The sequence below is a fragment of the Kosakonia arachidis genome, assembly GCF_900116535.1.
Taxonomy (GTDB): domain Bacteria; phylum Pseudomonadota; class Gammaproteobacteria; order Enterobacterales; family Enterobacteriaceae; genus Kosakonia; species Kosakonia arachidis.
The window spans coordinates 828,234-851,100 of sequence record NZ_FPAU01000001.1 but is presented as its reverse complement, the minus strand read 5'-3'; the positions used below and the strand labels follow the sequence as shown (position 1 = coordinate 851,100).

Genomic DNA, 22,867 nt, shown 5'->3' with positions numbered 1-22,867 from the left:
TTCCTTATAAAGGTTTTAGTGTTACTGCCGCTAATTATATAACGCGACTCCGTATTGAGAAACCTCGCCGGGCGACGTAATAAGTAAAACGATTGATGCGCGTTAACTATTAATAATAGTGAAAGGGAAAACATGAAAGTTCAGCTTTTGATTACCGGTGCTTTATCCGCAGCTTTCTTAAGCGGCTGCACGACTAATACGACGTCACATGCCGTGACCGCAAGCAACGGCAGCAAAGTGAATGTTGCTGCCATCTTCAGCCCCGCCGAGATGAACAATAACCTCTATCCAGACGTTAAATTGCGCGAAGTCTCTCCGGCGCCCTCTGGTACCGGAATGGGGCTTGCGGTTCTGGGCGCAGCACTCGGCGGCGGCATCAGCAGCAACGCATTCGATAAAAATGTCTATAAAGGAAACACCATCGATAACCTGCCTGAACCGACCTCTCGCTATTTAGCGCCGAAAGCGGAAGCCAAAATTCACGACTGGCTGGAAAAAAATGGCGGCGGTTACGCCTATCAGGAAACGCTGTACATCGCCGCATCTCAGTGGTCACTGATTTATACCGATATGTCGACCAGCAATAGCAATTACGATCTCACCTACCGGGTTAAATTTTATAAACGTCCGGAGGGCGGCAATGCATTCAGTACTTATGTTAGTGCGGAATGCGCACCGACGGTGAAAACCGCGCCGTTAAACGACTGGAAAGCAAATAACTACGCGAAAGTCAGCGAAGAGACGCAGAAAATGATGGATGCCTGCGTGCTTGAACTGGAGAACCAACTGCCTCGTCTGCTGAAAAAATAAAGGGACTATCGGTCACAGGGGATATCCTGCCACTCACTGGCAAATCGTGTCGCGATAAGCCGCATGTTGTCTGGAATAAGGTGGCTGATTTAAAGCGCAGCACGTTTGCAAACGCACGAATGCATGGTGACGTGATAGCCACTCTGTTCCCCAAAAAAGTACGCTAAGTCTGATCCGGTGAAAGAGCAGATCTCTTTCACCGGTGAACATTAGTTAACCCAGCAACGTGTTGTTGCGTTATCAGGCATTGTGCGGAACACGGAATACGCTGACCAGATCCTTCATGACTCTGGCCTGTTCGTTAAGCATTTCAGAAGCGGCAACCGACTCCTCTACAAGCGCGGCGTTCTGCTGCGTAGTGGTATCGATCTGCCCGATGGCGATATTAATCTGGTGAACGCCATCGCTCTGCTCGAGACTGGCCTGCTCTATTTCTTTCAGAATACTGGTGACGCTATCGACGTTTTGTACCAGTTCATCCATTTTTCCATTTACCTGCCGTACCATCTCCAGCCCGCGGACACTTTGCTGCGTTGAATTCTCGATCAACGTCCTGATCTCCTTCGATGAATTGGCCGTTTTCTGGGCAAGATTGCGAACTTCCTGCGCCACGACTGCAAACCCTTTACCATGTTCACCCGCACGCGCGGCTTCAACGGCAGCGTTAAGTGCCAAAATATTGGTCTGGAAGGCAATGGAATCAATCAGATTAATGATGTCAGACATTTTGTCCGCTGAGCTGCTGATATTCTGGATCTCTTGCGTCAGCGAAGTCATCAATTTTCCGTTATCCGTCACCGCATCACTCGCTTTCGCCGAGAGTTGCGAAGCATTCGCCGTATTATCGCCAGTATTTTTTACCGTTGCGGAGATCTGTTCCATTGACGATGCCGTCTGTTCTATAGAGCTGGCCTGCTCTTCCGTGCGGGCCGATAAATCACGGGTTCCGGCCATAATTTGAGAAGCGCCGGTTGCAATATTTTCGGCTCCGCCACGTATTTCCGTGACTATTTTTATTAACTCATCCTGCATATGCGAAATAGCGCTGGTCAGTTGCCCGGTTTCATCTTTTGATGTCACCTTTATTTCTTCCCCAAGGTTGCCTGCGGCGATGCGCGTAGCTGCCTCAACCGCATGTATAATGGGAGTAACAATAGCGCGTGAAATAACGATCGCCATAGTGGCGCCAAGGATCAGGCAAACTATCGCGATAATGATCATGACCATTTTTGACGTACTGTAATCATGCAAAAAATCAGTATATGACGTTTGCATTTCATCTCGTTGAAGATTGATAAAGGTGGTAATTTTATCAATATACTGTAATTCTCTTTCACGCGTGTTATTTGTATATTCATCAATTGCCGAAGCAGGATCTGACTGGATGTTCTGTACCACCTTATTTCGTGACTGAATATAGAGTTTCCGCATATCCGTAACATTGGCCAAAAGTGCCTGAGAGGCTGAATCGTCTGCCGCAGTATTGAGTTGTTTATAAATCTCGTTTATTTTTTCCGATCGTGAAGTTACTTCCTGCATTAACTGGCTTTGCTTTTGCGGATTTTTTTCTATTAATGCATTGAGAAATAAAACTGTTGATGTATTAACTTCTCTGATAAGATTATTTCCCATTGCCGTGGTGGGATAATCCTCCGTGACAATTTTTGAGATCTTATTTTTAGCTTCGTCAAGGCGATATAATGCATTCCCGGCAATGAAAGTCAGTAACAGGATCAAAATGCCGAACGAAGAAATAATCTTATTTCTGATACTTATGCCTGCAGGCTTTACTATGGTAACTTTGTTTTTCATTATCTTTCCTTAGTGGATTAATAAACATACCCACTGCGCAGTTGCAGAAGGCATAGAAAAATATCGGCAGGATAATGATTTCTCTTAGTTATTGATCGGAATAAACTTAAAAAAACACATATACCATAGGTGGCAGCTATCAAAAACAGGGCATCGATCGTTTATTTATTTCTTATTGCTCGTCAATAAATAATTTATTGATTCCCCCCTCAACTTATCCAAAAATATTGATGATTCTGAAGAGGTTTTTCGAAGTTTTGTAATTAAAAAAATAAAGCGAAATCTATCAGATTGAGTTTTTTCTTGATTAAGAAAAGCTGTAAGCCCTGAGAACTCTAAGGGTAATGCTCAGGGTTATGATATGCATCTACTTATTCCCTCATACTAAATTAAAATCTTTAGCATGACATTGCTAATAGAATCAATCGTGCGGGAAATTCATTATCATTTAAATATCTTTACCTTTTGCAACCTCTTTTATACGAATAAATCCGATATTATTAACTCCCGGAAGTCAAAAACCAAAGTTAGCTACCTTCACTGAAAATCCATGATTTGAACCCCACAGCGAAATCTACTGAAATTCATTTTTTACAACGCACGATAAATAACTTCACTGTATTTCACGCTTCCGGTGAGTTTCTTAATAACTGCGGATGGTAAATGGAAGCATTGTGGGTAATACTTTAATCCATCTGTAAAATTTTCATCGCTATTTCACATTTATTGATCGGACGGAGTCATTTCCCGGGCTGCTTTATCTATCAATTCCGCTACTTTTTCCGGGTGGGATACCATCGACATGTGGCTGGCGTTGAGCATGGTGGTATTTGCACCTATAGCACTGGCAAAACGTGACTGAACCGCAGGCTGAAGTGCATGATCATTTTCAGTAACAAGATACCCGGAAGGTTTGTTTCGCCATGCCGCCTGCGTAATTTTCTCTGAAAAAGCACCCGCTGCAATGGGTTGCTGTACAGAGGCTAATAATGCCGCCTTTTTCTGCGACATATCATTTGCCATAACGTCATGGAATATCTTCGGGTCATCCAGCCAGATAAATCCGTTACTGTCTGCCTGCATCCCTTCCATCGGGGCTTTTAATCGCTGAAGTACATCAGCAACAGATTCGTTGCTGTCTGGCACCAGTGCAGAGAGGTAGAAAAGCCCCTTAACATTTGCCGCGTTTCCCGCCTCGGTAATGACGGCTCCGCCCCACGAGTGACCGACAAGAAGGACGTCTCCCTGCTGACGTTCCAGCACTCTGCGGGTTGCCGCAACGTCATCCCGCAGCGAGGTCAGAGGGTTTTGCACGGCGGTAACATGGTAACCAAGAGACTGAAGGCGTGTTATTACCTCACTCCAGCTTGAGCCATCCGTAAAAGCGCCATGGACCAGGACGATATTTTTAATGGGAACCTCCTCTGCATGCAGTCTGATGGAAAATATAGCGATTAACCCGATGAATGCCAGGCGTTTTAAATTTCGTAACTTAAGGTACATATCTTCGTCCATTCTACAGGTTTCAGCCTGTCCGTGCGCCTAAGTGTAAGGCCGGATAAAGGAGGTATGAAGTGTCTTAAATGACAGATATGATGCAAAATCTGACAACCTGTGGCGGATAAACAATGCATATCGCACTTCTGGCTCTGCCTGGCAGTATGAAATCGGCTATCGCTGGCCTCTCTGACATGTTCTGGCTGGCTAACCAGGCCATCTCGCAAAAGCCTGGCCTTAACACTCCAGCTGACGCTACAGCGCCCTATTTCATGGTCAATGTGATCACACCAGACGGAAAACCGGTGGTTGACGCGCAGGGGCGATTAATTGAAAGCGACGGCGCGTTTAGCTCCGCTGAGAAATTTGATCTGGTGATTGCAAGCGGTATGCGGCTTGATGCCGACAAATTCCCGGTGGATTTTGCGGCGGTAAAAGCGGGCGCAGCGTGGGTTAAACATCACTATCAGCAAGGTAGTATTGTCGCGGGCGTATGTGCGGGAGGGTTTGTGCTGGGTGAGGCAGGCGTACTGAACGGCAGGATGTGCACAACAACATGGTGGCTTTTTCATACGTTGCGTGAACGCTACCCCGCAGCCAACCCCATATGGGGTAAGACGCTGGCGGAAGAGGGAAATGTTATTACCACCGGCGGCCCGTTATCCTGGGTGGATCTTGCCATTCATATTGTGCGAAAAAAACGGGGTAATGAAGCGGCAAGAATGACAGCGGATATGGCCGTCGCTGACAGCCAGCCACTCTCACAGCATATTTACGCTCCCGGTGGATTTCTGAATTCTGTACATCCATTACTTATCAAAGCCGAAAATATTGTTCGTTACCAAAACATCGCTATCTCCGTTGAGCAACTCGCCGAACAGCTGAATATGTCTTCACGGACGTTGCACAGAAAAATGGGGGAATTGTCACAGGAAACACCCAAAAATTTTATCACCCGCGTGCGCATTGAAAACGCCGCTGTGCTGCTGGAAAAACCGGGAAAAACGTTAGCGCAGATTGCCAGCGAATGTGGTTACAGTGACGAAACGGCCTTTCGACGCGCCTTCATTAACGTTATGGGCATGTCGCCTGGCAGGTATAAAGAGTGGATTAAACAAAGAAGCGGCTTACAGCAGCCCTGATACGGGATCATTCCAGCCGTCTGAAGCACGGGTTTACGACAGAGAGGGAAGATGTCGCAGGCGAGTAGAGCAACCCAGCAGCCAGGAGCCGGAAAAACAAAGGGGTTACCTTTCGGTAACCCCTTGTTTAATCTGGCGGAAGCGCAGAGATTCGAACTCTGGAACCCTTTCGGGTCGCCGGTTTTCAAGACCGGTGCCTTCAACCGCTCGGCCACACTTCCGGAATGAGGCGCACTATAAACATCCCCGGGTCGTCTGTAAAGACTGAGAATGCCTGTTTGCCTGAAAAACAATCAAAAACATGTTATTTGTCTGAAATATCAGCATTATGATCGTTTATTCAGCACGCTTCATGGCAAAACTTAGTGTTTCTTGATGTACAAATCTTTTGTCAGATAGACCCCGAGGCTGTCAGGCGCAAAACCACCCACCCACGGTTTCACCAGATGCGTACGCACATAATGGTAAACCGGAATGGCCGGAACATCCTGTCCGAGGATATCTTCCGCTTGCTGGTAGTATTTTCCACGTTCGGCAATGTCCTTCGCTTTCGCCGCATTCTGCATCGCTTCGTCATATGCCGGATTACTGTATTTGCTGGTGTTTTCGCTGTCGCCTGTACGGAAGTTATTCAGGAAGGTCGACGCGTCATCATAATCGGCAATCCACGCATAACGTACCGCATCAAAATTACCGGTATGCATGGTGTCCAGCATGGTTTTCCATTCCTGATTTTGCAGCTTCGCTTCCACGCCGAGATTTTTCTTCCACATAGAACTGGCGGCAATGGCAATGCGCTGATGCGTCTCCATCGTGTTATAGAGCAGATTGAAACTCAACGGATGCGACGCGTTGAATCCAGCTTCGTTAAGCAGTTTTTTTGCTTCGGCTATCCGCTTTTCACGAGGCCATGACGCATAATCCGGCGGCGCAATTTTCACACCGCCGATTTGCGGCTGGCTGATAACCCATGCCGGACGCTGCCCCTGCGCCATCACTTTATCGGCGATGATGTCCTTATCCAGTGCCATATTCAGCGCACGGCGTACACGCGGATCGTTAAACGGCGCTTTGGTGGTATTAAACTCGTAATAATAGGTCGCCAGTTGTGGCGTGACATGCACTTGATCGCCCAGTGTTTTCTGTAGCTGCGCGAACTGATTAACCGGGATGGTATAGGTAATATCGATCTCACCCGCCTTGTAACGGTTAACATCCGCCGTTTCGGCATTAATGGGCAGATAGGTGACTTTATTAATTACCGTCTGTTTGTTGTTCCAGTAGCGCACATTGCGCTCGGCAACGATACGTTCGTTGACCACCCAATCGGTAATTTTATACGCGCCGCTAGTAACGATATGTTCCGGTTTGGTCCACTTATCGCCAAAACGGTTAATCAGCACCGGATCGACCGGCACCAGAGACGGGTGCGCCAGCATCGCCAGAAACGCGGCCGTTGGCTGCGTCAGCGTGACTTCCAGCGTTGAATCATCCAGCGCTTTTACCCCCAGCGTATCAGGCGATTTCTTGCCTAATGCAATGTCCGCCGCATTCTGGATGTGCATGTTGCCAGGAAAGCTGGCGTAAGGCGATGCGGTTTTCGGATCAACCAGACGCTGCCAACTCCAGACCACATCTTTCGCGGTGATGGCGGTACCATCTGACCAGGTGATGCCCGGACGCAGATGGAATACCCACACCGTGTTGCCCTTGTTCTCCCATTTTTCCGCGAGGCGCGGTTCGATGGAACCGTCATTCCTGACGGCCACCAGCCCGTCGAAGATATCGCTGATAATATTAAATTCGACGTCGCTTTCTACTTTATGCGGGTCCAGTGAAGAGGGCTCGCTGCCATTGTTGCGTACCAGTTCCTGTTTTTCTGCCAACACAGTTCCCGCTGGCACGGTTGCGGCAAACACACCAGAGCATGCGCTCAGAATGCCGACAGCCAGGAGAGAAAGTGCAATATGATTACGTGGTTGTGGTTTCATGTCCTTTTCACCTTATTTTCATTTATAGTGTGCCGACGCGTTTACACTCTTAGCGCCCAAAGATTGATATAGCAATAGCTTTCAGTGACATATAAGACACCAATATGGTTCTGCTTCACATTAATCCCTTTATGCTACATGGAGCACATTTCATCGCAGGAAATACTGTGCTGATACCCTTGCTTTATGAGTAAAGATGGGTAAAACAACTTTGTTACAAAGCCAGTTTTTTCTAGACTCAGAAAACAATTACATCCTCATAAGAGAGTGACTTATGGATCGTATTATTACTTCATCGCGTGACCGCAGTTCCCTGCTCAGCACGCACAAAGTTTTACGCAATACCTATTTTCTGCTCAGCCTGACGTTGGCGTTTTCCGCTATCACAGCCACAGCCAGCACCGTGCTGATGCTGCCTTCGCCGGGGCTGATCCTGACGCTGGTGGGAATGTACGGTTTGATGTTCCTGACCTATAAACTGGCCAACAAACCAACCGGTATTCTGGCGGCATTCGCATTCACCGGGTTCCTGGGTTATATCCTTGGGCCAATCCTGAATGCCTATCTGTCAGCCGGTATGGGTGATTTGATTGGGCTGGCGCTCGGCGGCACTGCGCTGGTGTTCTTCTGCTGCTCGGCTTACGTGCTGACCACGCGCAAAGATATGTCCTTCCTCGGCGGTATGCTGATGGCAGGCGTAGTGGTTGTGCTGATCGGTATGGTGGCGAACATTTTCTTGCATCTGCCGGCACTGCACCTGGCAATTAGCGCTGTGTTTATCCTGATCTCCAGCGGCGCGATTCTGTTGGAAACCAGCAACATCATTCACGGCGGTGAAACGAACTATATTCGTGCAACCGTCAGCCTGTATGTTTCGCTGTACAACATTTTTGTTAGCCTGCTGAGTATCCTCGGCTTCGCCAGCAGAGATTAATCGTCACATCCATGCAACAAGCCTCGCTTCTGCGGGGCTTTGTTTTTTGCTACACTGCCGTTGTTGTTGACTGACGTTGTGAAAAACCATGTTGATGTTTGAAGGCAAAGAGCTTGAAACCGATAGCGAAGGCTATCTGAAAGATACCTCCCTCTGGAGCGAAGCGTTAGCAGAGGTTATTGCGCAACAAGAGAGCATCACCCTCTCCCCGGAACACTGGGAAGTGGTGCGCTTTGTGCGCGAATTCTATCTGGAATTTAATACCTCGCCGGCTATTCGCATGCTGGTTAAAGCGATGGGAAATAAATTTGGCGAAGAGAAAGGCAACAGCCGCTATCTGTACCGCCTGTTCCCGAAAGGCCCGGCAAAACAGGCGACGAAAATCGCCGGCCTGCCTAAACCAGTGAAGTGTATTTAATAGCGGATACCAAAATTCGTCCATTCTCTACCGGGTTGATGCGGTTCAGTTAGCACTCTGTCAACCCGGGCGCTGCGCGGTCCACCGGCTTTAAGCCATGCCACCAGTCTGTCGACGTTTTCCGCCTCTCCGCAAGCCACCACCTCGACACTGCCATCGTCCAGATTGCGTGCATATCCCGTTAGCCCCAGACGCTGAGCTTCATGTTGCGTACAGTAACGAAACCCGACGCCTTGCACCATTCCGTGTACCCAGGCAATTGTGCAAACTTGTGTCATATTGTTCCTCCCTTTCTGTTTCTGTGCAGGCGCGTTGCATTTTCCCGACGAACCCGTACCCATAGCGCCCATATACTTCTAGTTTACAGAATAGCTGAGTATGACCGTACGTTTGGTTTTGCAAAAATAGCAGCAAGGAGCACTGACGTGATCCCATTTACCCAATCCCTTTGATTAATGTGAATAGCACGTACCCCAGCGGTTACAATGCCTGCGACTATTCGAATTCGTTGCATTTCCCTGAACTAACCCGGAAAATGACGCCCAATTCTTAGCAATAAAGCATAATAAATTATGAGCGTACGTTTAGTGTTAGCCAAAGGGCGCGAGAAATCGTTGCTGCGCCGTCATCCCTGGGTTTTCTCCGGTGCAGTCGCACGGATGGAGGGCAAAGCCAGCCTCGGTGAAACGATTGATATCGTCGATCACCAGGGTAAATGGCTGGCGCGCGGAGCGCTGTCACCGGCCTCGCAAATTCGCGCTCGCGTCTGGACGTTCGATAAAGATGAAAGCATTGATATCGCTTTCTTTACGCGTCGCCTGCAACAAGCGCAGCAGTGGCGTAACTGGCTGGCCCAGCGCGACGGGCTGGACAGTTATCGCCTGATTGCCGGGGAATCTGACGGACTTCCCGGCGTGACTATCGACCGCTTTGGCAATTTCCTTGTATTGCAACTGCTGAGTGCAGGCGCGGAATACCAGCGTCCGGCGCTTCTCTCCGCGCTGCAAACCCTCTATCCGCAATGTTCTGTTTACGATCGTAGCGATGTCGCAGTGCGTAAAAAAGAGGGGCTGGAACTGACGCAGGGCCCTGTACTCGGTGAGCTACCGCCTGCGTTGCTGCCTATCGAAGAAAACGGCATGAAGTTGTATGTTGATATTCAGGGTGGCCATAAAACCGGCTACTACCTTGATCAGCGCGACAGCCGCCTGGCAACCCGCCGCTATGTCGCAGACAAGCGTGTCCTGAACTGTTTTTCCTATACAGGGGGCTTTGCCGTTTCTGCACTTATGGGCGGCTGCCGCCAGGTTGTCAGCGTGGATACCTCCCAGGAAGCACTGGATGTGGCGAAGCAAAATGTCACACTCAACAAGCTTGATCTAAGCAAAACAGAGTTTGTTCGCGATGATGTGTTCAAGCTGTTGCGCAAATACCGCGATCAGGGCGAAACCTTTGATGTAATTGTGATGGATCCGCCGAAGTTCGTTGAAAACAAGAGCCAGTTGATGGGCGCATGTCGCGGTTATAAAGATATCAACATGCTGGCGATTCAGTTACTGAACCCGGGCGGAGTACTGCTGACATTTTCCTGTTCTGGCTTGATGACCACCGATTTATTTCAGAAAATCATCGCCGATGCCGCAATAGATGCAGGCCGTGATGTACAATTTATAGAGCAGTTCCGTCAGGCCGCCGATCATCCAGTGATCGCCCCCTACCCGGAAGGGCTGTATCTGAAAGGGTTTGCCTGTCGCGTCATGTAACTTGAATTTTGGAGCTGCACCCTCATATCTGAGGGAACAGAAAGTTCCCGGGAGGTGACAATGATAGCCAGCAAATTCGGTATCGGTCAGCAGGTTCGCCATTCACTGCTGGGATATCTTGGCGTGGTGGTCGATATCGACCCTGAATATTCACTTGAGGAGCCGTCGGCAGATGAGCTGGCGGTGAATGACACGTTACGTGCTCTGCCCTGGTACCATGTCGTTATGGAAGATGACGACGGTCAGGCGGTTCACACCTACCTTGCTGAGGCGCAACTCACCAGTGAAGTGATGGATGAGCACCCGGAACAGCCCTCAATGGACGAGCTGGCGCGCACCATCCGCAGACAACTTCAGGCGCCACGCCTGCGTAACTGAGCATGCCCCGCCTATTGCGGGGTATTTTTTTACTTCGCCAGGCCCAGCCGGGGTATTTCAATCGCCGGACAACGATCCATCACCACCCGTAATCCTGCCTCACGCGCCAGCACTGCTGCCTGCTCGTTAATCACCCCCAATTGCAACCACAGCGTTTTCGCACCGGCAGCAATGGCTTCCTGCGCCACACCCCAGGCCGCTTCAGAGTTGCGGAAGACATCCACCATATCGATTTTTTCCGGTACTTCTGCGAGCGTTGCATATCCCAGTTGCCCAAGCAGCATCTTCCCGGCGACTTTTGGCGAAACAGGGATCACGTGATACCCCTCATCCAGCAAGTATTTCATAACGCGATAGCTCGGGCGATCAGGCTTATCACTTGCCCCCACCAGCGCAATAGTCCGGGTCAATTGTAAAATATCAGCGATGTCGGTTTCTTTCATGGTTTCCTCCGGGCGATTTCCCCAAAGTGTACGTCAAACAGCGCCACTCAACCATTTTCAGTTTTTTTTATCTACTTCTCTTGCAGCATCAGGCGCTTCCAGTAATCTGTAGCGAAAATAACTGACGGGAATCAATGATGGAATCAACAACTCGCACCCTACCCGTGCGCAAACATATCGCACTGGTGGCACATGATCACTGCAAGCAATCGTTAATGCAGTGGGTTGAACGGCACCAGCCTGTGCTGGCAAAACATGAACTTTATGCCACCGGAACGACCGGTAATTTGATTCAGCGTGCAACAGGTCTTGAAGTAAACGCCATGTTGAGCGGCCCCATGGGCGGAGACCAACAGGTAGGTGCGTTGATTTCAGAAGGGAAAATCGACGTGCTGATTTTCTTCTGGGATCCGCTGAATGCCGTTCCGCACGATCCAGATGTCAAAGCGCTGCTGCGCCTGGCAACAGTCTGGAACATCCCGGTGGCGACTAACTTATCGACGGCGGACTTTATTATCGCCGCACCGCAATTCAACGACAGCGTGGACATTTTGATCCCGGATTATCAACGCTATCTGGCCGAACGACTGAAGTAAACACAGGCGGCAAAGGCCGCCTGCTGTCAGGGTTTTCTCGCCTGAGGAACATCCAGCGATTTGAGGATATCGACAAAGCGCGACGGGTTTTCCTTATCAAACAGCAGCCAGACACGCTTACGCGCCCGCGTTAACGCTACGTACAACAATCGCCGCTCTTCCGCGTCAGGAAACGTTTCTGTCTGAGGTAGTAGCGCCTGCTCCATAACCGACTCGCGTGCCGGTGCAGGAAAACCGTCCGGGCCTTCATCTAAGCCCACCACAATCACATAATCTGCCTGCTGACCTTTACTGGCATGAATGGTCATAAAATCGAGCTGCAACTTCGGCCAGCGGGTGGCAGCCTTCGCAATACCTGCCGGTTTACGGTGATGGTAACGCGCCAACACCAGAATGCGATCCTCGGGCGTCGCATAGCCGCTGAGTTTATCCAGCAAGGCGTCGAGTTGATCCTCAGCCATCAGCGTTACCGCGCGTTTATCCCCTGCTGTCAGGCTGTTAAGCGGTTTCACCAGTTGCCACGGGTTTTGCTGAATAAAGCGATTTGCCACATCACCGATGCGTGAATTGAAACGATAAGTGGTATCGAGCGCACAAAGATCGCCCTCACCAAAATTGTCATGAAATGCTGTGGTCAACGAAAGCTGCGCCCCGCTAAATCGGTAGATAGCCTGCCAGTCATCTCCGACGGCAAACAACATAGTCTGCGAGTTTTGTTTACGCAAAGCAGCGAGCAGCGCCGCTCGCTGTGGGGAGATATCCTGAAATTCGTCCACCAGGATATGCTTCCATGGGCTGATAAAACGCCCTTTCTCCAGCACATTGATGGCCTGGTGTATCAGACCTGAGAAATCGACCGCGTTTTCCATCTTCAGCGCTGCTTTCCAGGCTTTCAATAGCGGAGCCATCAGCTTAATACGTTTACTGAACAGATCGCGCACCTCTTCAGGCGCGTTAGCAATCATTTCAGCCTGCGAACCACCATGCATTCGCATCAGGCCGATCCAGCGATCGAGACGCGGCCCTATGCGGCGCTGGAGTTTGTCATTTTCCCAGAAATTGCCTTCCGGCACGTTCCAGGCCAGCTCCTCGTCCAACCATTGCCGCCAACCTTTTGCCTGCGCCTTTTTCTCGCTGCATTGCTGACACCAGGTTTCCGTAAGTAGCGCCAGGCGCGCGGCAGTATCGTTCTCCAGTTCGCTTAGCGCAGGCACTTTTTTACTGCCCTGCTGGATGATATACAGCGCCAGTGCATGGAAAGTCCGTGCGGTAATCTCTTCGGTGTGTAGCCGTTCGCGAATGCGCTCATCCATTTCCTGGGCAGCTTTGCGACCAAAAGCTAACAGTAAAATCTGATCGGGAGCCGCCTCGCCGCGCGTAAGCAACCACCCAGCGCGGGCTACTAATACGGAGGTTTTACCGCTGCCGGCTCCGGCCAGCACCAGCAATGACTGTTCGCCATTTACCACGGCTTGCGCCTGCGAAGGGTTGAGCGGGGAACTTTCTATCTGCTCAAAAAAAGCGGCATATTCCGTGAGCATCGACTCGGTATAGGCCTTATTATGCTGCGTCCTTCGTTCTTCCACATCGTTCAACCATGCCTGGCATTGCTGCCAGAGTTCACGGCAGTTCTCAAATTCAGTCAGTCGACTTACGGGCATTGGCAGCGCAGTAAAAGCCTGCTGCAATTGCTGTTGTAGCCCGGTAAGCTGTTTGCGCGTCAGCCATTTCGCCCGATCAACACGCCCGGCAATAAGCTCAAGCTGTTCCGATAGTACACCAGCCGCAACTTCACTCATCTCCGCGCTCCATTTGCGCCAGCGCTCATCAAGATGGTGATAAAAACGTTGGGTTTCGTTCCACTCCGTACCGTGAAGACGCACCACTTTCTTATCGGCAAGCTGAAACTCCATCTCGCCCCAGACCAGGCCGCGTTTGCACTCAATTGCCAGCAACTGATTAAAGGGAATAAGGTATTCATGCCGGTCACCCATGACTTTTATGCCCGCGTTCAGAATTACGGCGCGATCGTACGGATGCTGGGCTAACCGTTTTCCTAGTGAAGTCGCTTTCAGTTCCATGACTTATTGTTCTCAGCCTGTGACAATAAAAATCAGTTTACCTGCCAGAGAATTGTCGCTCCAGTCCAAAAAGTCGTTACAATTGCCGGGATACTCCACACATAGGGTTGTTCTGAGGTTTTATGCGTACTGTTCTGAATATTCTGAACTTTGTTCTTGGCGGTTTCGCCACCACACTGGGCTGGTTGCTTGCAACTGTGGTCAGTATCGTGCTGATTGTGACCCTGCCGCTGACGCGTTCTTGCTGGGAAATCACCAAGCTCTCGCTTATTCCGTGGGGAAATGAAGCGATCCATATAGATGAACTGGAACCAGAGCGCCAGAATAGCCTGCTGAACGCGGGGGGAACGGCTCTGAATATTATCTGGTTTGTATTGTTTGGCTGGTGGTTATGCGTTATGCATATTGTCGCTGGTATCGCGCAGTGCATCACCATTATTGGCATCCCTGTAGGTGTGGCGAATTTTAAAATTGCGGCGATTGCACTCTGGCCAGTGGGCCGTCGTGTGGTTTCCGTCGAAACCGCCCGCGCAGCCCGCGAAGCTAACGCCCGTCGTCGTTTTCAGTAACCGGATCAAGCCGCTATGTTAAGCCCTCTGCTTCGTCGTTACACATGGAATAGCGCCTGGCTGTATAACGTCAGAATTTTTATTGCCCTCTGCGGTACAGCAGCGCTACCCTGGCTGCTTGGCGAGGTCAAATTGACTATTCCCTTAACCCTGGGCGTTGTGGCTGCCGCCCTGGCAGATCTGGATGATCGTCTGAGCGGAAGGCTGAAGAATCTGATCATCACATTGATCTCCTTTTTTATTGCTTCCGCTTCCGTCGAATTACTGTTCCCATGGCCATGGCTATTTGCTATCGGGCTTGTCAGCTCCACCTGCGGCTTTATCTTGTTGGGCGGGCTTGGGCAGCGCTACGCCACCATTGCCTTTGGTGCCTTGCTGATTGCTGTTTACACCATGCTGGGGATTTCGCTTTTCGCCCAGTGGTATCAACAACCACTGCTGCTACTGGCTGGCGCAGTGTGGTTTAACTTCCTGACGCTGGTTGGGTACCTGGTTTTCCCCGTTCGCGCTTTGCAGGACAACCTTTCACGCAGTTATGGACAACTGGCGCACTATCTTGAACTGAAATCACGTCTGTTTGATCCGGATATTGAAGATGAAAGTCAGGCGCCACTTTACGATCTGGCTTTGGCTAATGGTCAGCTCGTTGCCACGCTCAACCAGACGAAGACAACCTTGCTGACGCGCCTGCGTGGCGATCGTGGACAACGCAGTACGCGTCAGTCCCTGCATTACTATTTTGCCGCGCAAGATATCCATGAACGCGCCAGCTCATCTCACATTCAATACCAGACGCTGCGCGAACATTTCCGTTACAGCGATGTGATGTTCCGCTTTCAGCGTCTGCTATCAATGCAGTCGCAGGCCTGCGACAGGCTATCACGCGCCATTCTGCTGCGAACGCCCTACCAACATGATTCACACTTCGAGCGGGCGTTTACGCATCTTGATGCCGCGTTAGATCGCATCCGCGCCAGCGGTGGGACATCAGCCGATCATCTGAAAGCCCTGGGGTTTCTGCTCGATAACCTACGGGCGATTGACGCACAATTAGCCACCATCGAAACAGAACAACCACAGTCCCAGCTTCTGAGTGAGACAGAAAACCAGTTAGCCGATGACAGCCTGAATAGTTTTAGCGATATCTGGTTGCGGCTTCGCAATAATTTGACGCCGGAATCTGCGCTTTTCCGCCACGCCGTCCGTATGTCGCTGGTACTGTGTATAGGCTACGCATTTATTCAGATCACCGGCTTACAGCATGGTTACTGGATCTTGCTGACCAGTCTTTTCGTCTGCCAGCCAAACTATAACGCCACCCGCCATCGCCTGACCCTGCGCGTCATTGGCACGCTGGTGGGTGTAGCGATAGGTTTACCAGTGCTCTATTTCGTTCCTTCCCATGAAGGGCAACTGGTGCTGATCGTGATTACCGGCGTACTGTTTTTTGCTTTTCGCACCGTGCAATACGCCCATGCTACGATGTTTATCACCCTGTTGGTGCTTCTCTGCTTTAATCTGCTCGGTGAGGGCTTTGAAGTGGCGATTCCCCGTATCATCGACACTCTGATAGGCTGCGCGATTGCCTGGGCGGCGGTAAGTTTTATCTGGCCTGACTGGCGTTTTCGCCACCTGCCACTGGTGACAGAACAGGCTTTCGATGCCAACTGCCGTTACCTCGACGCTATTCTGGAACAGTACCATCAGGGGCGCGATAACCGGTTAGCGTACCGTATTGCCCGGCGTAATGCCTACAACCGTGATGCTGAGCTGGCGTCGGTCGTATCCAATATGTCTTCAGAACCTGGTACATCACCTGAACTCCGCGATATGGCATTCCGTTTACTCTGCCTGAACCATACCTTTACCAGCTATATTTCTGCACTGGGTGCGCATCGCGAACAGCTCACCCATCCCGATATTTTGCATCTGCTTGATGACGCCGTCTGTTATGTAGACGACGCGCTGCATCATCTTCCTTCCGATCATGCGCGCGTGCAGGAAACGCTAAGTTCCCTGTCGCAGCGCATTAAACATTTAGATCCGCGTCCGGATAGCAAAGAACCTCTGGTTCTTCAACAGATTGGCCTGCTTATCGCCTTGTTGCCGGAAATTTGCCGACTGAAAAGCCAACTGGTTCATTGAGGATTAGCCGTTTTCTTCATCACAATAGCGAACCATTCCATCAGTTCCTGGCGTGTCTGCGCCGGGAGCGCCGCTTCGTGCAGCCCAGCGATAGCGCCTTCCAGCGCCAGAAGAATTTTCACACCCAGATGGCGGTTCACCTTCCGCAACCTAAGCCAGCTGGCCTTGGCGCCAAGAAGACGCAATGTCTGCACATCCATAATCCCTGCATCACGAAGCTGCATTTCTAGCTGAAACGTCAGATTGGGTAGATCGCGCAGACGTTTCCGGGCGCTGCGTTGCGCTTTTTCACGCCGGGCAGCATCGAGAGAGTATGCCGAAAGTTCCAGCAGCATAGGGCGATCGTTCCATAACGCCTGATCCACAAAGTAGTAATTTAACGAAACCTCCCGTCCGCGTTTGTTGAATACTAAAAGTGGTGCATGGTGCGTTATTGCATACTGAGCACTTTGTTCACAGGCTCGCAGGTAAAGCTCTCCTTCGGCCACCATCGCAAAAACCGTATCATCCACCGACAAGCTATAACCGCCAAAATGGGCGCGGTGACGAATTTCGCCAAGCGATGTGAGGCATTCACATGATTGATGTATACGCTGATAAGAAAGGTCTTCCATGATTTTTTCCTTATAAATCACACAGTAAAGTCACCACAATGTTAGCTGTTTCGTTAGGCAGGAACATAGGCAACTGTGGGCAGGACAGCAAGCGAATTTTACGTTGTGCGCTAAAGACAAAACAAAAATGCGAGATAGTTTCAGAAATTGAGGTTGATCTTTGAACATTCAGGGGTTACTGTATGTTTATACAGTAACCCACAGGGCTGGATTGATTATGTACACTTCAGGCTATGCTAATCGTTCAACGACATTCGATTCCGCACCCACTCCATTAAATCATGCTGAACCCTCCCGCGGTGCGTCCGGGCTTATTAGCGAAGTGGTTTATCGCGAAGATCAGCCTGGAATGACGCAGCTTCTTTTATTGCCCTTGTTGCAGCAACTCGGCCAACAGTCCCGCTGGCAGTTGTGGCTAACGCCACAACAAAAACTGAGCCGTGAATGGGTGCAATCTGCTGGCCTGCCACTCACCAAGGTGATGCAGGTTAACCAGCTTTCACCTTGCCTGACGCTGGAATCAATGATCCGCGCATTACGCACAGGGAACTATAGCGTCGTAATTGGCTGGCATGCGGAAGAATTAACCGAAGATGAGCACCACCGACTGGTGATAGCGGCAGAAGAAGGCAACGCGATCGGCTTCGTTATGCGTCCAGTACGTCACGATCCTCTGGCTGCGAGACAGCATTCCGGGATAAAAATTCACTCAAATTTGTATCATTGAGTAAATTTAAGAGTATTCCTGGTATTTTTTTTGCCTGTAGCTTGCTTTTGCATTTTATCTGCAAAATACAGCAACCAGGCCTGCGTGGCGCGCTTTTCAGTCTAATCGCATCCTAATTACATCGGACAAAATACCGACAGAATTGTTAAATATTGTGTATACAACCCTTTTTTTTCATATGCCTGACAGAGTTCACACTTGTAAGTTTTCAACTACGTTGTAGACTTTACATCGCCAGGGGTGCTCGGCATAAGCCAAAGATATAGGTAAAGATATCTGCTGAATAGTTTTAGTGAGCAACGCCCCCGGTGAAGGATTTAACCGTGATTTCTCATCGAGATTTTCATGGCGATTTTTGGATGATAACGAGGCGCAAAAATGAAAAAGACAGCTATCGCGATTGCAGTGGCACTGGCTGGTTTCGCTACCGTAGCGCAGGCCGCTCCGAAAGATAACACCTGGTATGCAGGTGGCAAACTGGGTTGGTCCCAGTATCATGACAAAGGTGCGGCATGGCAGAACGACGGCCCGACCCATACAAGTCAGCTTGGTGCAGGTGCGTTCGGTGGCTACCAGGTTAACCCGTACGTTGGTTTCGAACTGGGTTACGACTGGCTGGGCCGTATGCCGTACAAAGGCGACACCGTTAACGGCGCGTTCAAATCTCAGGGCGTACAGTTGACAGCTAAACTGGGTTATCCGATCACTGACGATCTGGATATCTACACCCGTCTGGGTGGTATGGTATGGCGTGCTGATGGTCAGAGCAACCAAGGCTTCAAAGATCACGATACCGGCGTTTCTCCGGTCTTCGCTGGTGGTGTTGAGTATGCACTGACTCGTGATATCGCTACCCGTCTGGAATACCAGTGGGTTAACAACATCGGTGACGCAAGCACCGTTGGTGCTCGCCCGGATAACGGTATGCTGAGCGTAGGCGTTTCCTACCGTTTCGGTCAGCAGGAAGAAGCAGCTCCAGTAGTTGCAGCTCCGGCCCCGGCTCCGGCTCCGGAAGTGCAGACCAAACACTTCACCCTGAAGTCTGACGTTCTGTTCAACTTCAACAAAGCAACTCTGAAACCGGAAGGTCAGCAGGCACTGGATCAGCTGTATGGTCAGCTGAGCAACCTGGATCCGAAAGACGGTTCAGTAGTGGTTCTGGGCTTCACCGACCGTATCGGTTCTGACGCTTACAACAACAGTCTGTCTGAGAAACGTGCTCAGTCCGTTGTTGATTACCTGGTTTCCAAAGGTATTCCGGCGAACAAAATCTCCGCACGTGGTATGGGCAAATCCAACCCGGTTACCGGCAGCACCTGCAACAACGTGAAAGCACGCGCAGCGCTGATCGATTGCCTGGCACCGGATCGTCGCGTAGAGATCGAAGTAAAAGGTAGCAAAGACGTTGTAACTCAGCCACAGGCTTAAGTTTACGTCTTAGCAAAAACCCCGCCAGAGTGCGGGGTTTTTTATTGTCTGAAATACTTATCACGTCTTCGAGAAAATTCACTCTTTACCTAGCAGCGCCTGCAAATCATGTTTTAGGGTGGACATCTGCGAAGCATACTTCTCTTTATGTTCCGCATCCTCAATCAGTTGCACAATCGTTTCAGACAGTGTTTTTCCTCGCCGCTGCGCCAGACCCGCAAGCCGTTGCCAGACGACGAACTCCAGGTCGATTGACTTTTTACGCGTATGCTGGTGTTCCGCATTAAAATGGCGTTTACGCCTGGCGCGGATAGTTTGTTTCATTCGGTTAACCAGCGCTGGGTTGATATGAAAGGTAATCCATTCATTCACCTGTACCGGCTCATTTTCGAGGGTCAACAATACATCGACGGCTTCTTTCGCAGCACTGGCCTCTATATAACGCGTGATCAGTTCCCCTTCACGGTGTTTTTTAACCAGATACTTCCATTTCCAGCCGCTTTCGAGATTTTCCAGTTGTTGATATTTCATTGCTCTCTCAACGTTACCGTGTCACTCAGTTCAGAATATCAGTTTTTTGTCACTCTGCTTAAAAGAAATCGTCCACTGTGAGCTATCGTCAGGTTACACATCGCGAAAGTGTGTAATCCCGGTGTGTTAAAGAAGGGTTTACGGTATAATCTCGCCCTTTACACCAAACTAAAAAAACGACTTTGACCATTACAAAACTTGAATGGAACGACCTGGTTCCTGATACTGAAAGCTATCAGGAAGTGTTTGAATCGTCCGAATCAGCGCACGAAGCAGACTTCTCGCTGGCCGATACGCAACCCCGATTACAATACGCGCTGGAGCAACTGCTCTATCCGCAGGCAACGTCACGCTTTTTACTGGCAAAAGCGCCAGAGGAAGCTGAATACCTGGCGCTTATTGCCTGCGCTACCGGAGAAATGATTCCTCAGGATCGCCCGCTTATCGGTGGGCAATACCACATCAACGGCGCATCCGTAAGTTTTGACCCAGCCCCCAGTGCACAATCTGCTTTCACAGGGAGCAAACCAGTAGTGATTGCCGAGTGGATCGAAGCGGAGCAACTGTTTGGTTGTTTGCGTCAGTTCAATCACGAAATTACTTTGCAGCCGGGCCTGGTACATCAGGCAAATGGCGGCGTGCTGATCATTTCCCTGCGCACGCTGCTTGCGCAACCGCTGCTGTGGATGCGTCTGAAAACAATGGTGACGCAGCGCCGTTTTGACTGGGTCTCCTTCGACGAATCTCGCCCTTTGCCTGTCAGTATCCCGCCTATACCATTGGATCTGAAAGTTATTCTTGTTGGGGAACGTGAGTCGCTGGCTGATTTTCAGGAAATGGAGCCCGATCTGGCCGCGCAGGCAATTTACAGCGAATATGAAGAAACACTGCAAATCGTGGATGGCGAAACAATTGGAACCTGGCGTCAATGGGTCGAGCAGGTTGCACACAACGCGCAGCTCCCCTCACCCGGTACCGATGCGTGGCAGCCGTTAATTCGTGAAGCAGTACGTTATACCGGCGATCAGGAGACGTTGCCACTCTGCCCATTATGGCTGGCGCGCCAGTTGCGGGAAGTCGCGGCGACAACCACAGGCTCTACATTCAATGGCGAAGAGCTTCGCTCGATGTTTGCTCAACGTGAATGGCGCGAAGGATTTCTCGCCGAACGGATGCAGGACGAAATTCTGCTGGAACAAATTCTCATCGAAACCGAAGGCGAGCAGATTGGTCAGATCAACGCGCTGTCTGTCATCGAGTTTCCGGGTCACCCACGTGCGTTCGGCGAGCCTTCACGTATTAGTTGCGTCGTTCATGTCGGTGACGGCGAGTTTAACGATATTGAACGCAAAGCCGAACTGGGCGGCAATATCCACGCGAAAGGCATGATGATCATGCAAGCGTTCCTGATGGCGGAACTGGAGCTGGAACAGCAGCTTCCCTTCTCGGCTTCGCTCACCTTTGAGCAATCTTACAGCGAGGTTGATGGCGACAGCGCCTCAATGGCGGAACTGTGCGCCTTAATGAGCGCCCTTGCAGAAGTGCCCATCAAGCAGAGTCTGGCGATCACCGGCTCCGTGGATCAGTTCGGTCGTTCACAGCCGGTTGGCGGATTGAATGAAAAAATCGAAGGCTTTTTCGCCATTTGCCAACAGCGGGAGCTCACAGGTAAGCAAGGAGTGATTATTCCTTCAGCAAATGTGCGTCATCTTTCGTTGCAGCAGGAGCTACTGGACGCGGTTCAGGCACAACAATTCTTTATCTGGGCCGTAGATGATGTCCGTGATGCACTACCTTTATTAACAGGCCTGCCATGGGAAGCTGAAGGACAAAATAACCTCAAGCAACTCATTCAGGAACGTATTGCACAGGCGACGCAACAGGATGGACGCCACCGTTTCCCGTGGCCGCTGCGCTGGTTTAATTGGTTTAACCAAAACTGATCGGACTTGTTCAGCGTACACGTGTTAGCTATCCTGCGTCCGAAATTACAAATAAGGCTTATTGAGAACATGGTAGATAAACGCGAATCCTATACAAAAGAAGATCTTCTTGCCTCTGGTCGCGGCGAACTGTTTGGCGCAAAAGGCCCGCAATTGCCGGCACCAAATATGTTGATGATGGACCGTGTGGTCAAAATGACCGAGACCGGCGGTAACTTTGATAAAGGCTATGTCGAAGCTGAGCTGGATATCAATCCGGACCAGTGGTTCTTTGGCTGCCATTTCATCGGCGATCCGGTGATGCCTGGTTGCCTTGGTCTGGATGCCATGTGGCAGTTGGTTGGTTTTTACCTCGGCTGGCTTGGCGGCGAAGGTAAAGGCCGTGCGCTGGGTGTAGGTGAAGTGAAATTTACCGGTCAGGTTCTGCCGACAGCAAAAATCGTTACTTACCGTATCCATTTCAAACGTATTGTGAACCGTCGTTTGATCATGGGTCTGGCCGATGGTGAAGTTCTGGTCGATGGTCGCGTGATCTACACCGCTTCCGACCTGAAAGTGGGTCTGTTCCAGGACACCTCCGCTTTCTGATAGCGAATTCCCATCTGCTATAAAGGCGAAACCTCCGCAATGCGGAGGTTTCTTTTTAAAGAGACAGAATCAGGCGATAACTACCCTGTCTTCCATGGCCTCTCGCCAGCCTCCCAGCCACTCGGACCTTTGATTCAGGGTTTGGTATGGACACATTTCTTTTGGGCGTCCAGTAATACCAGCCTGATAACCACGTTGATGTGCCCGTTCCAGGCGATCTCGTTTTTGTCTCTTCATGCCTCGTTTCCCTCATTCTTTGATCTGGTGGAAAAGAAAACAGTGGTTACTTAATGTGCAACCACAGGTAACGAATACCTTGAATAAGCGTTGTCGTCAATGCGCAAAATTCACGCCAGTGTCATAAATGTGAGCTATACAGAAATTCATTTGTACAAAAAATGTGAGCCAGCACAGCTAATGTACGGAGCATAATGACAAAAAAACCGCCACAGTTTTT

22 protein-coding genes and 1 tRNA gene are annotated in these 22,867 nt (G+C 50.2%); 13 read left to right on the top strand and 10 right to left on the bottom strand.

Annotated elements, in window-relative coordinates:
• The first annotated feature begins 132 nt into the window (after positions 1-132).
• On the top strand, positions 133-810 hold the full coding sequence (locus BM427_RS04080; RefSeq protein ID WP_090119446.1) for a hypothetical protein: 678 nt from the start codon (positions 133-135) through the stop codon (positions 808-810).
• Positions 811-1,050: 240 nt separating this feature from the next.
• Here BM427_RS04080 and BM427_RS04075 read toward each other — a convergent pair whose 3' ends face one another.
• Together BM427_RS04075 and BM427_RS04070 are read right to left on the bottom strand one after the other, a co-directional pair.
• On the bottom strand, positions 1,051-2,622 hold the full coding sequence (locus BM427_RS04075; protein WP_090119444.1) for a methyl-accepting chemotaxis protein: 1,572 nt from the start codon (positions 2,620-2,622) through the stop codon (positions 1,051-1,053).
• A 723-nt stretch (positions 2,623-3,345) separates the two neighbouring features.
• Positions 3,346-4,137 (bottom strand): alpha/beta fold hydrolase, encoded by a 792-nt coding sequence (locus BM427_RS04070; RefSeq protein ID WP_425280061.1) that lies wholly within the window; start codon positions 4,135-4,137, stop codon positions 3,346-3,348.
• 113 nt (positions 4,138-4,250) lie between these two features.
• Here BM427_RS04070 and BM427_RS04065 point away from each other — a divergent pair, with 113 nt between their 5' ends.
• Positions 4,251-5,261, top strand: a complete 1,011-nt coding sequence (locus BM427_RS04065) for a GlxA family transcriptional regulator (protein WP_090119442.1) — start codon at positions 4,251-4,253, stop codon at positions 5,259-5,261.
• 133 nt (positions 5,262-5,394) lie between these two features.
• Here BM427_RS04065 and BM427_RS04060 read toward each other — a convergent pair.
• Both BM427_RS04060 and BM427_RS04055 read right to left on the bottom strand, forming a co-directional pair.
• Positions 5,395-5,482, bottom strand: a tRNA-Ser gene (locus BM427_RS04060).
• A gap of 141 nt (positions 5,483-5,623) precedes the next feature.
• A complete protein-coding gene (locus tag BM427_RS04055) occupies positions 5,624-7,252 on the bottom strand; it encodes an ABC transporter substrate-binding protein (protein WP_090119440.1) in 1,629 nt (542 codons plus the stop codon).
• Between the two features lie 274 nt (positions 7,253-7,526).
• Between BM427_RS04055 and yccA the strand changes: the two genes are divergently transcribed.
• Together yccA and tusE are read left to right on the top strand one after the other, a co-directional pair.
• Positions 7,527-8,186 carry an FtsH protease modulator YccA gene (yccA, locus tag BM427_RS04050; protein ID WP_090119437.1) on the top strand — a complete coding sequence of 220 codons (660 nt, stop codon included), beginning with the start codon at positions 7,527-7,529 and terminating at the stop codon, positions 8,184-8,186.
• 88 nt (positions 8,187-8,274) lie between these two features.
• Positions 8,275-8,604, top strand: a complete 330-nt coding sequence (gene tusE / locus BM427_RS04045; protein WP_090119435.1) for a sulfurtransferase TusE — start codon at positions 8,275-8,277, stop codon at positions 8,602-8,604.
• Here the strand turns inward: tusE and yccX are convergent.
• On the bottom strand, positions 8,601-8,882 hold the full coding sequence (gene yccX, locus BM427_RS04040) for an acylphosphatase (protein WP_090119433.1): 282 nt from the start codon (positions 8,880-8,882) through the stop codon (positions 8,601-8,603). The genes tusE and yccX overlap by 4 nt on opposite strands.
• A 294-nt stretch (positions 8,883-9,176) precedes the next feature.
• On the opposite strand from yccX, the gene rlmI reads away from it, so the two are divergent.
• Both rlmI and hspQ read left to right on the top strand, forming a co-directional pair.
• Positions 9,177-10,367, top strand: coding sequence for a 23S rRNA (cytosine(1962)-C(5))-methyltransferase RlmI (rlmI, locus tag BM427_RS04035; RefSeq protein ID WP_090119431.1), 1,191 nt, complete (start codon positions 9,177-9,179; stop codon positions 10,365-10,367).
• Between the two features lie 60 nt (positions 10,368-10,427).
• On the top strand, positions 10,428-10,745 hold the full coding sequence (hspQ, locus tag BM427_RS04030) for a heat shock protein HspQ (protein WP_090119429.1): 318 nt from the start codon (positions 10,428-10,430) through the stop codon (positions 10,743-10,745).
• 29 nt (positions 10,746-10,774) lie between these two features.
• Here hspQ and BM427_RS04025 read toward each other — a convergent pair whose 3' ends face one another.
• Positions 10,775-11,188 carry a CoA-binding protein gene (locus tag BM427_RS04025; RefSeq protein WP_090119427.1) on the bottom strand — a complete coding sequence of 138 codons (414 nt, stop codon included), beginning with the start codon at positions 11,186-11,188 and terminating at the stop codon, positions 10,775-10,777.
• A gap of 137 nt (positions 11,189-11,325) precedes the next feature.
• On the opposite strand from BM427_RS04025, the gene mgsA reads away from it, so the two are divergent.
• On the top strand, positions 11,326-11,784 hold the full coding sequence (gene mgsA, locus BM427_RS04020) for a methylglyoxal synthase (protein WP_090119425.1): 459 nt from the start codon (positions 11,326-11,328) through the stop codon (positions 11,782-11,784).
• Between the two features lie 26 nt (positions 11,785-11,810).
• On the opposite strand, the gene helD is transcribed toward mgsA, so the two are convergent.
• Complete coding sequence (gene helD / locus BM427_RS04015) at positions 11,811-13,865, bottom strand: DNA helicase IV (RefSeq protein ID WP_090119423.1); 2,055 nt, start codon at positions 13,863-13,865, stop codon at positions 11,811-11,813.
• Positions 13,866-13,987: 122 nt separating this feature from the next.
• On the opposite strand from helD, the gene BM427_RS04010 reads away from it, so the two are divergent.
• Positions 13,988-14,434: a YccF domain-containing protein gene (locus BM427_RS04010; protein WP_090119420.1), complete on the top strand. Its 447-nt coding sequence runs from the start codon at positions 13,988-13,990 to the stop codon at positions 14,432-14,434.
• 15 nt (positions 14,435-14,449) lie between these two features.
• On the top strand, positions 14,450-16,579 hold the full coding sequence (gene yccS, locus BM427_RS04005; protein WP_090119418.1) for a YccS family putative transporter: 2,130 nt from the start codon (positions 14,450-14,452) through the stop codon (positions 16,577-16,579).
• On the opposite strand, the gene BM427_RS04000 is transcribed toward yccS, so the two are convergent.
• Positions 16,573-17,193, bottom strand: coding sequence for a TfoX/Sxy family DNA transformation protein (locus tag BM427_RS04000; RefSeq protein ID WP_090119416.1), 621 nt, complete (start codon positions 17,191-17,193; stop codon positions 16,573-16,575). The genes yccS and BM427_RS04000 overlap by 7 nt on opposite strands.
• Positions 17,194-17,410: 217 nt before the next feature.
• On the opposite strand from BM427_RS04000, the gene sulA reads away from it, so the two are divergent.
• On the top strand, positions 17,411-17,920 hold the full coding sequence (sulA, locus tag BM427_RS03995) for an SOS-induced cell division inhibitor SulA (RefSeq protein ID WP_090119414.1): 510 nt from the start codon (positions 17,411-17,413) through the stop codon (positions 17,918-17,920).
• Positions 17,921-18,298: 378 nt separating this feature from the next.
• Positions 18,299-19,348 (top strand): porin OmpA, encoded by a 1,050-nt coding sequence (gene ompA / locus BM427_RS03990; RefSeq protein WP_090119412.1) that lies wholly within the window; start codon positions 18,299-18,301, stop codon positions 19,346-19,348.
• Positions 19,349-19,426: 78 nt separating this feature from the next.
• On the opposite strand, the gene matP is transcribed toward ompA, so the two are convergent.
• Entirely contained in the window at positions 19,427-19,879 is a 453-nt protein-coding gene (gene matP / locus BM427_RS03985) for a macrodomain Ter protein MatP (RefSeq protein WP_090119410.1), read from the bottom strand.
• A 182-nt stretch (positions 19,880-20,061) separates the two neighbouring features.
• Between matP and BM427_RS03980 the strand changes: the two genes are divergently transcribed.
• Both BM427_RS03980 and fabA read left to right on the top strand, forming a co-directional pair.
• Positions 20,062-21,822, top strand: coding sequence for an AAA family ATPase (locus tag BM427_RS03980; protein ID WP_090119408.1), 1,761 nt, complete (start codon positions 20,062-20,064; stop codon positions 21,820-21,822).
• 69 nt (positions 21,823-21,891) lie between these two features.
• A complete protein-coding gene (gene fabA, locus BM427_RS03975) occupies positions 21,892-22,410 on the top strand; it encodes a bifunctional 3-hydroxydecanoyl-ACP dehydratase/trans-2-decenoyl-ACP isomerase (RefSeq protein WP_090119406.1) in 519 nt (172 codons plus the stop codon).
• A gap of 69 nt (positions 22,411-22,479) precedes the next feature.
• On the opposite strand, the gene rmf is transcribed toward fabA, so the two are convergent.
• Complete coding sequence (rmf, locus tag BM427_RS03970; protein ID WP_090119404.1) at positions 22,480-22,647, bottom strand: ribosome modulation factor; 168 nt, start codon at positions 22,645-22,647, stop codon at positions 22,480-22,482.
• Between the last annotated feature and the right edge of the window lie 220 nt (positions 22,648-22,867).

Bases quoted from the DNA above. Each gene is read 5' to 3' on its own strand.
- helD (WP_090119423.1), bottom strand. From the start codon at position 13,865: ATGGAACTGAAAGCGACTTCACTAGGAAAACGGTTAGCCCAGCATCCG.
- BM427_RS04070 (WP_425280061.1), bottom strand. From the start codon at position 4,137: ATGGACGAAGATATGTACCTTAAGTTACGAAATTTAAAACGCCTGGCA.
- BM427_RS04080 (WP_090119446.1), top strand. From the start codon at position 133: ATGAAAGTTCAGCTTTTGATTACCGGTGCTTTATCCGCAGCTTTCTTA.
- sulA (WP_090119414.1), top strand. From the start codon at position 17,411: ATGTACACTTCAGGCTATGCTAATCGTTCAACGACATTCGATTCCGCA.
- yccS (WP_090119418.1), top strand. From the start codon at position 14,450: ATGTTAAGCCCTCTGCTTCGTCGTTACACATGGAATAGCGCCTGGCTG.
- BM427_RS04075 (WP_090119444.1), bottom strand. From the start codon at position 2,622: ATGAAAAACAAAGTTACCATAGTAAAGCCTGCAGGCATAAGTATCAGA.
- tusE (WP_090119435.1), top strand. From the start codon at position 8,275: ATGTTGATGTTTGAAGGCAAAGAGCTTGAAACCGATAGCGAAGGCTAT.
- BM427_RS04000 (WP_090119416.1), bottom strand. From the start codon at position 17,193: ATGGAAGACCTTTCTTATCAGCGTATACATCAATCATGTGAATGCCTC.
- yccX (WP_090119433.1), bottom strand. From the start codon at position 8,882: ATGACACAAGTTTGCACAATTGCCTGGGTACACGGAATGGTGCAAGGC.
- rmf (WP_090119404.1), bottom strand. From the start codon at position 22,647: ATGAAGAGACAAAAACGAGATCGCCTGGAACGGGCACATCAACGTGGT.
- BM427_RS04025 (WP_090119427.1), bottom strand. From the start codon at position 11,188: ATGAAAGAAACCGACATCGCTGATATTTTACAATTGACCCGGACTATT.
- BM427_RS04010 (WP_090119420.1), top strand. From the start codon at position 13,988: ATGCGTACTGTTCTGAATATTCTGAACTTTGTTCTTGGCGGTTTCGCC.
- ompA (WP_090119412.1), top strand. From the start codon at position 18,299: ATGAAAAAGACAGCTATCGCGATTGCAGTGGCACTGGCTGGTTTCGCT.
- rlmI (WP_090119431.1), top strand. From the start codon at position 9,177: ATGAGCGTACGTTTAGTGTTAGCCAAAGGGCGCGAGAAATCGTTGCTG.
- yccA (WP_090119437.1), top strand. From the start codon at position 7,527: ATGGATCGTATTATTACTTCATCGCGTGACCGCAGTTCCCTGCTCAGC.
- matP (WP_090119410.1), bottom strand. From the start codon at position 19,879: ATGAAATATCAACAACTGGAAAATCTCGAAAGCGGCTGGAAATGGAAG.
- BM427_RS04055 (WP_090119440.1), bottom strand. From the start codon at position 7,252: ATGAAACCACAACCACGTAATCATATTGCACTTTCTCTCCTGGCTGTC.
- BM427_RS04065 (WP_090119442.1), top strand. From the start codon at position 4,251: ATGCATATCGCACTTCTGGCTCTGCCTGGCAGTATGAAATCGGCTATC.
- fabA (WP_090119406.1), top strand. From the start codon at position 21,892: ATGGTAGATAAACGCGAATCCTATACAAAAGAAGATCTTCTTGCCTCT.
- hspQ (WP_090119429.1), top strand. From the start codon at position 10,428: ATGATAGCCAGCAAATTCGGTATCGGTCAGCAGGTTCGCCATTCACTG.
- mgsA (WP_090119425.1), top strand. From the start codon at position 11,326: ATGGAATCAACAACTCGCACCCTACCCGTGCGCAAACATATCGCACTG.